The 15,716-nt window shown below is 44.2% G+C and carries 2 protein-coding genes; both read left to right on the top strand.

The features are described 5' to 3' along the window. Window positions 1–6 precede the first annotated feature (6 nt). A complete protein-coding gene (locus tag AUL54_RS03360; RefSeq protein ID WP_060962885.1) occupies window positions 7–8,718 on the top strand; it encodes a type I polyketide synthase in 8,712 nt (2,903 codons plus the stop codon). Next, the gene (locus tag AUL54_RS03355; protein ID WP_060962884.1) at window positions 8,711–15,715 is read left to right on the top strand and encodes an SDR family NAD(P)-dependent oxidoreductase; all 7,005 of its coding nucleotides are present in this window, start codon (window positions 8,711–8,713) and stop codon (window positions 15,713–15,715) included. The genes AUL54_RS03360 and AUL54_RS03355 overlap by 8 nt, the downstream gene beginning before the upstream one ends. Window position 15,716: the final 1 nt, after the last annotated feature.

The raw sequence follows: 15,716 nt of genomic DNA, 5'->3' as shown, positions 1-15,716 counted from the left end.
ATTTTTATGAAAGAAGCCCGTCATATTAGAAAAAAAGTACTTTCTGACATAGAAAGCGGCATCATTTCTTTGGAAGAAGGAGTAAAGCGGATACAGCAGCTTGGTTCTCATTCCGCAGGGGGTAACGGACAGGCGATATATTATCAGATGGTCTGGCAGCGGACAGATCTCAGCATTCATGTAAAAGGCGGCCGACGTGAGGGCAGCCTTTTATTATTTGATAAAAGTGAAGATGTGAGTAAAGAACTTGCTGCATTGCATGATACAAGGGTTATTTTGGTTAAGCCGGGGAAAGAGTTTCGAAAAATCGGGGACGGTGTATTTGAAATCGATCCCCGTTCTGAAAGAGATTACATAAACCTGTTAGGATGGCTTATAGAAGAAGAGAAGTCAGATATACGGGAAGCGGTGCATTTGTGGTCAGACATGCCGTTTGAAAAGACAGAGAGAGCGATTCGTGAACAATGCGACAGCGGAGTCTATTCTTTGTTTTTACTACAACAGGCGCTCTTCAAAAATAACTGCCGCAAACCGATCAAGCTGTTATATGGATATTTTTCGCATCTTTCTGGAGAACAGCCTCTTTACGCGGCGGCAAGCGGATTTTTGCGGACATTGCAGCTGGAAAATCCGTTAATCTCAGCAAAAAGCATTGAAATGGAGCAGTCAATAGCAGCCGTTCACGCAGCTGATATCATACGCAATGAGCTGAGTGATTTCCAGCCTTCAGATGTAGAGATCCGTTATAAAGACATGCAGCGTTATGTCAAACAGCTCAAAACGTATGAACCCGAAAAAAATTCCGGAAGCGGAGATGTGCCGCTGAGAGAAAATGGAGTATATATTATCGCAGGAGGCGCGGGCGGATTAGGATTTACTTTTGCAGAATATTTGGCTTTTCAAACAAAATGCTGCCTTGTTTTAACGGGGAGATCTCCGCTTTCAGATCATATAAGAAAACAGCTGAGACGATTGGAGGATGCCGGTTCTTCAGCTGTTTATGTTCAGGCTGATATTACCAATAAGGAAGAAGCCGAATATGTAGTCAAAAAAGCCAAAACTTCTTATGGAAAAGTAAACGGGGTCATTCAGGGCGCGGGAATCATCCGTGACTCTTTCCTTCTTAACAAGTCACGAGAGGAATTCGATCAGGTAATCAGACCGAAAGTATTGGGCACGATGTGGCTGAATGATGCTGTTGAGAAAGAAAATCCTGACTTTTTCATTTGCTTCTCCTCTACTTCCGCAGTGTTGGGAAATGTCGGGCAATCTGATTACGCGTTCGGAAACAGTTATATGGATCATTTCATGAATATGCGTTCTGCCCAGGATTCTGATACGATTTCTCTCTCTCTGAACTGGCCGCTGTGGAAAGAAGTCGGCATGCAAGTGGATGAGCGCACGGTAGAGACAATGAAAAAGGCGGGTTTTTATCCTTTAGAAAAAGAAGAAGGTAAAGAAGCGTTTGCAGTCGCATTGTCCTCCGGTTTTTCGCAATTTACTGTATTTTACGGAGATGAGCAAATTGACAATCATGTTCATCAATTATATGAACGAAAAGACAATATTCCGGCAGATGAAGGAACAGGGAGAAATATCGAATCATTTGATTCAGAGAAACTGACAGCTGAAACATCTGATTTTATTATAAAAATGATTGCTGCAGAATTCAGGATGCCTGCGGACAAAATAGATGCAGAAGAGGCATTGGAAAAATACGGACTTGATTCCGTTATGATTATCAATATGACGAATGAGCTTGAAAAACATTTCGGCGCGCTCTCAAAAACGCTGTTATTCGAATATCAGACTGCGGCAGAATTGTCACAGTATTTCGTTGAGGAGCACAGGGATACTCTTCTTCATAAACTCCGGTTAGGAGAAAACAGGAGCAGCACCCCATCTCAGAAGAAAAAAGACAATAAACAGACAGCCGAAGTTAACGGGAAACAGAAAATCCAGATGAAAAATCAGGTGCAGCAGCAGGAGAAGTATCATGACAATGATATCGCGATTATCGGTATCAGCGGACGTTACCCGATGGCAAATGATCTTGATACTCTGTGGGAAAACTTATTGAACGGTAAAGACTGTATAACTGAGATACCTAAGGATCGGTGGGATTCGGGGCTGCACTATCAGCCCGCAGCGGGCGATGAAGTAAAAAACCAAAGCAAATGGGGGGGATTTATTGACGATGTGTATCATTTTGATCCGTTGTTCTTTAATATTTCTCCTGCCGAAGCTGAATTAATTGATCCGCAGGAGAGACTGTTTTTAGAGACGGTTTGGCACACCATAGAAGATGCGGGGTACGCAAAGAAAACGCTTGAAAGAAAAAACGTCGGTGTTTTTGCAGGGGTTATGTACGGCCAATATCAGCTGTACAGCGTTGGTCACGAAGCGGCCGTTTCTTCCTCATATGCATCAATCGCCAACCGGGTATCTTACTTCTTTAATTTCAGCGGGCCAAGTATTGCTTTGGACACGATGTGTTCCTCATCATTAACGGCTGTTCATTTTGCCTGTGAAAGTTTAATCAGGAATGAATGTGAAATTGCAATTGCAGGAGGCGTCAATTTATCCATTCATCCCCATAAATATGAACTCCTGACTCAAGGCGGATTTTTATCCAGTGATGGCCGGTGCAGAAGCTTCGGTTCAGGAGGAGACGGCTATGTGCCGGGAGAAGGGACAGGTGCCGTGCTGCTGAAACCCGTAAAAAAGGCTATTGCCGACGGTGATCAGATTTATTCAGTTATTAAGGCAACAGCCATCAACCACGGTGCTAAGACGAATGGATATACCGTGCCGAATCCCAAAGCTCAAAGTGAGGTCATTACGAGAGCCTTAAAAAAAGGATTTATTGATCCAAACAGCATCAGCTATATAGAGGCTCACGGAACAGGCACCGCGTTAGGAGATCCGATTGAAATCACCGGTCTGACCAAAGCATTTTCAGGTGCCGAACGCGATAAGAAGACATGCGCGATCGGGTCGATTAAATCAAATATCGGACATCTTGAGGCTGCTGCAGGCATAGCGGGCATTACGAAAGTTATTCTTCAAATGAAACATAAAACAATTGTTCCGTCACTGACTCATTCTGCTGAATTGAATGAAAATATACCGTTTCAAAAAACACCTTTTTATGTACCGGACAGTGCCGAAAAATGGGAGTCATCCGTTCCCAGGCGTGCCGGAATCAGTTCTTTCGGGGCAGGAGGAGCTAATGCCCATGTTATTTTAGAAGAATTTGCGGATGAAGCTATCTCTCCTCTCGCGGCTGAAGAACCTGAACAGCTTTTATTTGTTTTTTCTGCAAAAAATGCCGACAGGCTGGCAGAATATGCAAAACGCGCAAAAGAACATATAGCAGCCAGAGATTATCCATTAGAAACACTTAGAAATACAGCATTTACTTTACAAACCGGCAGAGAAGAAATGCCGCACAGATTGGCTGTTATCGCCTCCACAAGAGATGAATTGCTTAAAGGACTGACAGACTATACCCTCGGAAACGCGATGGATCATATTTTTACAAGCGGCAAAGGCACAACAGAAGCAAAAAGGATGAACAAAGCTGAGATTGAAGAAGCAGCCGCAAACAGGGATCTTGTGAAGATTGCTGAATACTGGGTTGCCGGAAACGGGGTAGATTGGCCGTCACTTTATAAAGGTGCTACTCTGAGACGGGTATCAGCACCCGGATATCCATTTGCCAAAGAGCTGTGCAGAATAGATGCGCAAAATACGGGAAGCCGCCGGATGAACGGTAATAACGATCTGCATCCTTACATTTCATGCAATATATCTGATTTTAAAGCACAGAAGTTTCTTATCAATGTAAGCGATACCGGTTTGTATATAAAAACAAAGTATCAAGACAAGGAAATGTTTCCGTTTCTCAGCCAGATTGAAATGGCGAGAGCTGCCGGAGCGATGGCTTCAGGGAATCCGATTATTAAATTAACAGAGCTCTCCTTTAGAGAACCGATGTTACAAAGCGGAAGCAATGAGCAGATCCGGATTGTATTAACCGCGGATAATCAGGGTGCATCGTATTCTATAGAAAAACAGAGCGACTCATCCATTTATTCCTCAGGGCGGCTCGAATTAGAAGGCGGGGCGTACGAGAACGGAAATATTCATCTTGAGCCGTTCCTGTCTCAGCGCGCAGACCGCATACCGTACGAAGCGTTTTATCAGCGGCTTGCCGAATTCGGATACAGCTGCAGTGACAGTCTGAAAGCCGCAGAGCACTGCGTCAGCAGGAACGGACAGGTACTTTTAAAGATAAAAGCAAAGGCCGAGCCGAAAGGGTGCATAATCAAACCGGAAGTTATTGAGAGCGTATATCAAGCCGTCATATACCTTGCGGGGGAAAATGCCGGCGAGCTCCCGGAAAATATTAAAGAATGTACGATTTTTGATCATGAGACTGAACCCGTTTATGTATATGCAGAACAAACTGAAGAAAGCGATTCGGCTTATGATGTGTATGTATTAGACAATGCCGGCGGGATTTTGATGGAACTGAGCGGACTGGTTTTTGGCGGAAAGCCTAATAAAAATGTACGTTTTTATGAGCATAAGTGGGATCAAAAAAACCCTCTGATTGAAATGAAAGATAGGGAGCCTAAAACAATTCTGGTCTTTGCAAAAGATGAAGCATTGGCTGGAGCTCTGAAAAATCAATCAGACAGCCGTGTCATTCTCGTCACGCCGGATCAGCGGCAGACCGATCAAAACCTGCTGACATTCTGTATAAACCCGGAAGTGACGTCAGATTACATTCGTTTATTCGAAGAATTGGAGAAAAAGGGGTTTTCTCCTGATGTCATCTTGCACACGGGAGAAACATTTTACGCGGGTGACCGCCTTCTCAGCGGCCTGGAATCAATTTTTTATTTATTAAAAGCGCTGAGCGCCCGCAGTGACGCCTCTCTTTATCTTCATTCTCTGCTTCTTGTTCACTCTTTTAAAGAAGGCGTGAATGATCCGTATACGGGCGCTCTTGCAGGCTGTTTAAAAACGGCGAATATGTTGGTGCCATCCGCAGAGAATGTGAAGTCAATCGGTTTTTCAGAACGTATATCAATTGAAAAAATGGCTGAATTTTGTCTTAACGAAATGGTTTCAGGCGTGGAACGGCAGGCGGAAGAAGTTAAATATATAAATGACAAGAGGTATGTTAAGACATTAAAGGAGTATGTATTCAATCATACAGAGCACTCTCATCAGCTGAAACAGAAAGGGATTTACCTCATAACGGGCGGTTTGGGCGGTCTGGGCCTGATTTTTGCAAAGTATTTAGCCTCTCAATATCAAGCAAAATTAGTATTGACGGGAAGGTCACCGTTAACAGCTGATAAACGACATAACATTGACCGGCTGCAGGCGCTTGGAGGAGATGCGGTATATTATCAAGCTGATGCCGCAGATCAAAAGACGATGGGACGGGTCATAGAAGAAACGAAACGGACTTGGGGCTCCATTCAAGGTGTTATTCATTCAGCTGGTCATGCCGATGATCGGTTATTTACAGAGATGAATCTGACTGATTTTTCAGAAGGCATGACTGCTAAAATTGAAGGAACGATATGCTTAGATGAATTAACGAAAGATGAGCCGCTTGATTTCTTTATCGTATTTTCTTCTATTTCTTCGGTCTTCGGAGATTTTGGACAGGTTAATTATGCGTTGGGCAATTATTTTCAAGATCAATATATAAATTGGAGATCCGAACAGAGCCGCCGGCAAGAGAGACAAGGCAAGAGCATTTCGATTAACTGGCCGTTGTGGCGTAAAGGCGGAATGCATTTAAACAAAGAAGCTGAAGAAGCATATCTTTCCGCATCCGGGTTTGATTATTTGGAAACGGAAGAAGGGATAGCGGCTTTTGAGACGATTTTGGCAAGTGACTGTCCGCAAATTTCGGTTGTTACCGGGGATGCCGAAACGACACCAACAAAAAAAGATCTGCCGCATCAAAAAGTAAATACGCTTCCGGTTCGTCAAGAGGAAATTTCTTATACAGCACCGGCTTATACAGACAATGTCCTGGAAGAACTGAAGCAAATGGTATCGGAATTATTGAAAATTAACATTGAACAGCTGGATACGGCAGAGAATTTCGGCAATCTCGGCTTTGATTCTATCAGTTTGAAAACATTAGCTGTCCGACTGAATAAAAAATACAAGCTTAAGCTGACACCTGCCGTTTTCTTTACTTACAGCCATATTAAGTCTCTTTCAGAATTTCTAAACAGTGAACTGCGTACTGTTGCAAAAGGGAATACAGATGCAGAAAAAAACATTTCTGAAAAAAGGAAAGTAGTGCACGCTGGGAAAACCGCCGGGAAAACCGTGAAGCCGCCGCGAAGTTTTCCGTTTGAAAAAAAGACAACAAGACAGGCTGACCATCATCCAGAGAAGCAGCCAGTTGCCATTATCGGGATGAGTTGTGTTTTTCCGGGATCAAAAAATGCAGATGAGTTTTGGATCAATTTAATCAATGAAAAAGATTTGATTCAGGAAATTCCCCCGGATCGCTGGGATTGGAAAAAATACGCCGAAGGCAAAGGAAGCAGCGAAGTACATTCGAAATGGGGCGGCTTTATCACAGATGCCGATAAATTCGATGAGGCGTTTTTCAATATTAATCCGCGGGAAGCAGAACTCATGGATCCTCAGCACAGAATTTATTTGCAGGAAACCTGGAAAGCGATAGAAGATGCGGGTTACAAAGCTTCAAAGCTGTCTGGCAAAAATATCGGGGTGTTTACGGGCATTCAATTTAATGATTACCGCCAGCTGCTGATGAGGCATTCGGACGGGGCGCATGCGTTTGCGGGAACCGGAAACAGCCAGGCGCTCATCAGCAATCGTGTATCCCACTATTTTAATTTCAGAGGTCCGAGTGAGTCCATTGATACAGCCTGCTCAAGCAGTCTTGCAGCAATCCACAGAGCTGTGCGCTCGATTCAAAATGGCGAAAGTGAGCTGGCGGTAGCAGGCGGGGTTTCGCTGCTCTTAGATCCAGTCACGCATATGTATACTGATAAACTCGGTATTTTGTCTAGGGACGGCCGGTGTAAGACGTTTGATAAACTTGCCGACGGTTATGTCCGCGGTGAAGGTGCAGCTGTTCTGTTATTGAAACCATTGCAAGCGGCAATGAATGACAGAGACAATATTTACGGAGTCCTGAGAGGAACCGGAGAAAATCACGGAGGAAGATCTGCTTCATTGACCGCTCCGAACCCGGAAGCTCAGGCTGAACTGTTAACATCTGTTTACAAAAATGCCGATATTCCTGTTGATACGATATCTTATATTGAAGCACACGGAACCGGGACAGAACTGGGAGATCCGATTGAGATTGAAGGCTTGAAAAAAGCGTTTGGATCTTTTGAGCCGCATCCAGGAAAGAATCATGACCAATATTGCGGCATCGGTTCAGTAAAAACGAATATCGGTCATTTAGAGCCCGCCTCTGGAATGCCGGGGCTGATTAAAGTATTACTATCCATGAAGTATAAAACATTGCCTGCCACACTTCATGTCAAGGAGCTGAACCCTTACATTCAATTAAGCGGAACACCGTTTCATATTGTCAATAAAACGATGAAGTGGGCCAGATTAAAAGATCGAAAAGGAAATGAAATTCCGCGCCGTGCCGGAGTCAGTTCCTTCGGATTCGGCGGGGCAAATGCTCATGTCCTTGTGGAAGAATTTGAATACGGACAAGATAAAGCAGTAACTGCCGAGCGGGAACAAATCATTGTTCTATCGGCCAAAACAAAGGAAAGGCTGATGGTTAAAGCCAAAGAGTTAACAACATTTTTACATGAAGAACGATCAGTTCAATTCAGTCAGCAAGAGGTGCAGGAACGTGATTTACAAGAGGCGGTTCGGGAAGCGGCAGCGGGTATCCTGCGTTTAGATACCGCAGATATAGATGCAAAGACACCTCTTTCGGAATTCGGATTTGATCCGTTGGCTTATTCCGAATTAATCTCTTTTATAAACCAAATGTACGGCACAGAAATATCACTTGACATATTTCAGGAATTAATGACCCTGAGCGAGCTGTGCCGCTATATCAGCAGCGTCCGGAATCGATCAGCTGATAAACCGCATAACGGCAATTTTAGAGAAAAGTCCGGAATCGGTCTTGAAGAAATAGCATATACGCTGCAAACCGGAAGGGAACCATTTGAATGCCGCCTTGCGATTACTTGCTCGAATACCGGAGATCTTCTTGAAAAATTAAACGGTTACATCCGGGGGAGCAGGCTGCAAGGTGTTTATGAAGGAAATGTAACGGATTTTGATAGTCTGTACGCTCCTTTATTCGGCGGCCCCGAAGGTCATGCATATGTTCAATCACTGATTCAGCAAAACAAGCCGGCCAAACTGGCTCAGTTGTGGACGATCGGTTGTGAAATCAGCTGGGAAGACTTGTATGAGGAGGAACTCAAACCGGTTAAACTGTCTCTTCCTCTTTATCCTTTCAGCAAGAACAGGCATTGGATTCATTTAAATAAAGATGAAGCGCAGAAGGCTGAGGCTTTCTCGGGTACTGAGCTTCACAACTCAAATAAAGATGCAGCAGATGGAACAATCATGTCGCTTCTTGAAAAAGCACAAACAGGTGAGATGAATACGAAAGAGACGTCAGAGCTGATAGAGGAGTTGCTTTTCCATGAATGAAAAAACGATGCAAATTGAGCAAATCGTGAAAAAGGTGAAAGAATGCAGCCTGACGCCTGAAGAAGGGCTGGAATTAATTAAGAGCTTGGGGAAAACCCATCTATATGAAATGGTATGGGATAGACATGAATTTAAAGGCAGTGAAAAATTCCCGCATACGAAAGAGCCAATTTTATTTTTTTGCGAAGACGACAGCATGTATACCGTAATGAAGAGGCAGCTTGAAGGCTATGAGGCACCTTTCATTTACGTGACTTCCGGCGAGCGTTTCGAAGATTGCCGGAACGGTCGTTTTACAATGAACTTTGCAAAAGATGAGGATTATGATGCGTTATGCGGGGTTCTGCGTTCTCAAAATATAAGACCCCGTCATATTATTCATTTTTTGGCTGCCGGTCTCTTCAAAAATACAGAAGATGCAATGAGAAAGCAGCTCAATAAAAGTCTGTATTCCTTGTTTCACATGTTTCAGGCCTTCATGGCGAACAAACTTTGTCCGAAAGCAGAAATTTTGTACCTGTATGAAAATACCGAGGGCGAGGTTCAGCCGATTTATAACGCGGTTGAAAGTTTTCTTAAGACCGTACAGACCGAAAATCCGAATTTCACATGTAAGGCTGCAGAGCTGAAATCAATGTTTGACGAGCCGTTTACAAAGCAGCATGTTGCAGATGTCATCTCTTTTGAATGGAACAATCAATGTAAGACGAACCACGTTACCTGTTATGAGCCGAGGCATTATTATAAAAGGCAGCTTCAAAGAGTAAAAAAAGAAGATGGGGAGAAACATAGTTTCAGTGTAAAAAAGAACGGTGTGTATTTAATTACGGGAGGAGCCGGCGGTCTCGGGTACCTGTTTGCGGAATATCTGGCGAAACAGGCAGAAGTCAAGCTGATATTAACCGGGCGTTCCCCGGCCTCCCGTGAAACGGCTCAAAAATTGAGCGCTCTTGAAAATCTTGGCGCTGAAGCCTTATATGTCCCGGCAGATATTTCAAAGGAAAAAGAGACGGCCGCGTTAATGAAGCACATTAAGCAGACATTCGGAGAATTAAACGGAATTTTGCACAGCGCCGGACTTGTTAAAGATGCATTTATCATAAAAAAAACAAAAGAAAGCATAGAAGAAGTTATAGCGCCTAAAGTATTCGGAACCGTTTGGCTGGATAAAGCAGCTGAAGAAGAGCCTCTTGATTTCTTCGTTATGTTTTCGTCCCTTTCGGCCGTTCTGCCTAATGCGGGTCAAAGCGACTACGCCTTCGCTAACGGATGTATGGACGGATTCACCCAGTATCGAAGCATTAAAGGACGTCCCGGGAAAACACTTTCTATTAATTGGCCGTTATGGGATGCGGGGAATATGACAGTCGGGCCGGGAGAGCTGCAGGCTTTAAGACATGCAGGGCTGGAACTTTTATCCGCTCAAGCCGGCCTTGCCGCTTTTCAGGACAGTATGAGCCGCTCTGCTTCTCAGCTGGCTGTTATCAGCGGAGACAAAGATAGAGTAAATGAATTACTCTCAACGGATCATAAAGAAATAGAGACTGTGCCTGGAAACAACAGTAATCTGCTGCAATTAAATGAAAAAGATCTGAAAAAGCAAACGATCCGTCTTTTGACAGAGATCGTCGGTGCGGAAACGGGAAGACCGGCGGACAGTATTTTACCCGAGGAAACGTTTGACTGTTACGGAATTGATTCTCTAACGATTTTAGGTCTTAACTCCCGTCTGGAAAAATATTTTGGAAGAGTGTCTAAGACTCTTTTCTTTGAATACAGCAGTGTTGAAGAGCTGTCAGAGTATTTTCTTGAACACTATCATCATGAGTTGAAGAAGGTGTTTTTACCGGCAGCCGAACAGCGAATTGATCATTCGGCGCCGGCGAAACGAGAGAAGCTTTCCGTTTCCCGCATACCATCCGCACCTTCCGAGGAAGATATTGCAATTATCGGTATATCCGGCCGCTACCCGATGGCGAAGGATGTGGAACAGTTTTGGGAAAATATTTCTTCCGGAAAAGATTGTATAACGGAAATACCGAAAGAGCGCTGGGATTTTCGGAAATATTATCACACAGGTGACAATGCCCGTCATGACAGCAAATGGGGGGGGTTTATAAAAGACGCTGATAAATTCGATCCGCTGTTCTTCTCAATTTCGCCCCGTGATGCCGAGTTAATTGATCCTCAGGAACGGTTATTTTTAGAGACAGCGTGGCACACGTTTGAAGATGCGGGTTACACAAAGAAAAAGTTGAAACGGCATAAGACAGGTGTATTTGTCGGTGTCACCTACAGCCACTATCAGTTATTTGCAGCCGGTGCTTCAGATGATGAGGAACGTCAGGCGCTCCTGTCTTCTTATTCGTCTATCGCAAACCGGGTATCATATTTCTTTGACCTGCATGGACCCAGCCTTGCAATTGATACAATGTGTTCTTCTTCACTTTCTGCTGTTCATTTTGCATGTGAAAGTTTAAAAAGGGGAGAATCCACCCTCGCCATAGCCGGAGGAGTGAATTTATCCTTACACCCGGATAAATATACTTTGCTTTCACAAAATCATTTTGTTTCAAGCGATGGGCGCTGCAGAAGCTTTGGAGCGGGAGGAGACGGATATGTGCCGGGAGAAGGAGTCGGGGCCGTTCTTTTGAAACCGCTTTCTGCCGCAAAGGCTGACGGGGACAGGATTTACGGTGTGATTAAGGGAACATCTGTAAATCACGGCGGAAAAACAAACGGATACACTGTGCCAAATCCGGGCGAGCAGGCAAACGTCATCAGTGAAACTCTTGATAAGGCGGGGATTGATGCAGACAGCATAAGTTATATTGAAGCGCATGGCACTGGAACATCTTTGGGAGACCCGATTGAAATTTCAGGTTTAATCAAAGCTTTGCACAGCTCGAAAAGCGATTATCGTTGTGCAATTGGTTCGGTTAAGTCAAATATCGGACACCTAGAGGCTGCGGCGGGAATTGCTTCTATCACAAAAGTGCTGATGCAAATGAAATATAAACAGCTTGCTCCTTCCCTTCATTCCGGTAACTTAAATCCTAATATTGATTTTGAGGAAACACCGTTTTACGTGCAGTCTGAACTGACCGATTGGGAGACGCCGCAAAATCAAGCCAGAAGGTCAGGCATCAGTTCTTTCGGCGCTGGAGGATCTAATGCCCACATTATCATCGAAGAGTATAAGAATGAAGAAAAGATGGAAACGGTACAGAGCAACAAGACGCAAATTATTCTGCTTTCTGCTAAAAATGAAGAACGGCTCAGACTCTTGATTGATGCATATATAAAAGAGCTGGAGCCAAAAACGTCACTAGCTGATGCTGCGTACACTTCGCAGACCGGGAGAAACGCTATGGAAGAGCGGCTCGCTGTTGAGGTTAGCAGCATTGACGATCTTCGCAATAAGCTGACGATGTATTTGCGGTCAGATCAGAAGGTAAACGGTTTATATAGGGGAAAGGCCCGCCGAGGCGCTGGTCAAAAGAATGCCCTGTCAGCCGCTCACTTTAAAAGTGCAAGAGAAATGGCCATTCACTGGGTGAACGGAGGAGACGTTGAATGGGAAGAGATGTACACTGCGGAATTACCGAAGCTTATCTCTCTTCCTGTATATCCTTTTGAACGGAACAGATATTGGGTGCCTGCCGCAAAAGCAGCACAGAAAGAGAAAAAAACAGGTGTACCGCAAAGTCTGCCCCATGCACCGATTGACTTATCATTTGATGTATTAAAAAAATCATGGAAAAAACAAAAGGCTGCGCCTTCCGCTTTTATGAAAGGACAGGTGATGATCCTGGCTAATAGTGAAAGTGAGCGGCTTGCATTCAAATTGTTTGATTCAGATCCTCTGATTGAATCCGCTGTCATTTGCGCAGATAACTGGGATCCTTCGGATGGGGAAGCCAAAAAAACGGCTCTAGCAGTCATAGAAGAAAATCCGGAAATCATCGGCATAATTGACCTGTCAGATTTGCGGAGTGATCAAAACGGGGCTCGCACCGGCACAATCGGGAAGCTGACACTGCTGCAGGAAATCATAAAGACACGTAAACAGCTTTTCGTTTTACATGTGACCAGAGGGCTGCAGACATTTCTGAATGACAAGCCGTCGTTAGCCGGAGCCGAAACAGCCGGACTATATAAAATGCTGAGTGCGGAGTATCAAAAGATAAAATCAAAAACAATAGATGTAGACGGGCATGTCGGGACTGCGGCGGAATTGAGACAGGTAATCACAGATGAAGCTTGTGCTGACGGGCTGTATAGTGAAATCTGCTACCGGAACGGTGAACGTTATATTCCATACGTCGAGAAATTACATGCAGCGGAAATAAACCGGAAACTATCCGGCCTGCCGGTATGCCGTACGGATCAAACTCTGGTTATTACAGGGGGAACAAGAGGGATCGGGGCAGAACTTGCCAGACATTATGCCGGAAAGGGAGTCAAAAAACTTGTGTTGATGGGAGTAACCGACCTTCCGGAATCTGATAAAATAGCCGGCATGTTAAAAGACACCGATGAAAAGTCACCTCTTTATTCGAAATTACAACTGCTGCATGAGTTGGATCAAAAGGGAGTTCAGGTGGAAGTGTATTCCGGGCCGCTCACGGAAAAAGAAAAATTACAACGCTTCTTTTCAGAGGTGAGACTGAAGTTCGGCAAAATCGGCGGGGTCATTCATTGCGCTGGTGCAGCCAATCATTCGAATCCGGCTTTTATTCATAAATCTGATCAAGAAATAAGAGAAGTATTTGAGCCAAAGGTGCAGGGGATGCAGGTACTCCATGACATTTTTATTGATGACAAACTTGATTTCTTCATTTTGTTTTCATCTGTTGCGAGCGCCTTTCCTTTATTAGGCGCCGGAACAAGTGACTATGCCGCAGCGAACGCTTTTATGGATTACTTTGCGGCGTATCAGCATGCAGCCGGCAGAACATATTATCAATCAATTAACTGGCCGAGCTGGAGGGACATTGGGATGGGCGAGGTGACAAGTCCATCATATCAGGCACTTGGTTTACTTTCACACTCAACAGAAACAGGTATTGCCATGCTGGATGAAATGATGACGATAAACGGATACCCCTGCCTTATACCGGCAAAGACACATCCGGAGAAATTCAAGCTGGAGCAGCTGCTTCAGACAAGAATTCAAGTTGCTAAAAATAACCCGGATGCTGAAGAAAAAGAGATCTCTGGTCAGGGAGACAATGAAGCTATGATCAGGAAGTTAATGGAGATTTTTTCCGCGGAGCTGAAAATACCTTACGAGAATTTAGATCAGGATACGTCTTTTGCGGATTACGGAGTTGATTCAATCTTACTGGTTCAGCTTGTCAAAAAAGCGGAAGATGCATTTCAAATAAAAATTGAACCATCAGCTTTTCTGGAGTATCCGAGTTTTTCACAACTGGGCGTCTATTTAAACGAATTATTTGCAAGTGAGGGGATCAGTCCTCAAATTGATTCAGAAAACATTGAGATTCGGAAAAAAGAGCAACATATAAATCAAAATGCTTCCGAAGTACGGGACAGCGGATCTCAAATACAACAAACCAGTCTGAACCAAATCGCTATTATCGGAATGGGCTGTGAGTTTCCGGATGCTCCGGACACAGAAACGTTCTGGAGAAATTTGAAGAAAGGACAAAATAGTGTCCGCGAAGTCCCGGCGTCGCGATGGGATATTTCTTCATACTACTCTGACACCTATGAAAAGGGAAAAAGTATCAGTAAGTGGGGCGGATTTCTTCAAGATATTGAGTCTTTCGATCCCGCGTTTTTTAATATGAACAAAAGTGAGGCATCAGAGCTTGATCCGTTAATCAAAAAATGCCTTGAGGTCAGCGTCCAGACATTGAGAGATGGCGGCTATACAAAAGAAGAAGTATCAAACAAAGAAGTCGGCGTCTTCATCGGTTCGCGGACCGGGACGTTTATGTCCAAAATAGGTTCCCCTTCAAAAAATACGATCGTGGGTATAGGACAAAATTTCATAGGTGCGCATATCTCACACTTTTTTAATCTGAAAGGACCGAATCTGGTTGTAGACACGGCTTGTTCTTCTTCATTGGTCAGCGTCCATCTCGCTTGTCAAAGCCTGATGTCAAAAGAGTCAGATATGGCGATTGCGGGCGGGGTTGACATTTTGCTGGATCAAAAGCCTTACGTCATGCTGAGTGAGGCTCGGGCGCTTTCACCTGAAGGAAAGTGTCATACATTTGATGAGAAGGCAGATGGATTTGTACCGGGAGAGGGATGCGGCGCAGTCCTTTTGAAAAGACTTGATGACGCCCTTGCCGAAGGTGACAGAATTTACGCGGTAATTGACTCATCCGCGGTTAATAATGACGGACAGACAATGGGAATGACAACACCTAATCCGAAAGCGCAAAGCGCAGTGATAAAAAAAGCCCTGAAAAAAGGCGGAATTGATGCAGATACTCTCAGTTATGTCGAGACGCATGGCACCGGTACGATGATAGGAGATCCGATTGAATTAAAAGCGCTGACAGAAGTGTTCCGGGAGGTTACGGAAGAAACGCAATTTTGCGGAGTGGGCAGCGTAAAAACGAATTTCGGACATTTAATGAGTGCAGCGGGGATAGCGAGTATTATAAAGGTTGCCTTATCCATAAAAAATCAGATGCTCCCGCCGACATTACATTGTAAAACGCCAAATCCGCGTTTTAAATTTGATCAGTCGCCATTCTTTCCGAACACGTCTTTAAAAGAATGGTGTCCCAGAAAAGGGGTTTTGCGAGCCGGAATCAGCTCTTTTGGATTCGGGGGCACGAACGCACATATGATATTAAGCGACAGCCATCTCACATTAGGATATGGAGAGACAAAAAGACACCCGCTTTCTCCGATTATATTCAATAAGGAACAATGCTGGATCGACAATGGAGAAACTCCAGAAAAGGAAGAGTCAGAATTGCTGATTCCTTTACTTGATTTCAAAGAATTATAAA

This window comes from Bacillus sp. SDLI1 (assembly GCF_001553895.1).
In the GTDB taxonomy this organism is placed as follows: domain Bacteria; phylum Bacillota; class Bacilli; order Bacillales; family Bacillaceae; genus Bacillus; species Bacillus siamensis.
Note: the sequence above shows the minus strand (reverse complement) of the source record. Positions and strands in the feature narration are given on the sequence as shown.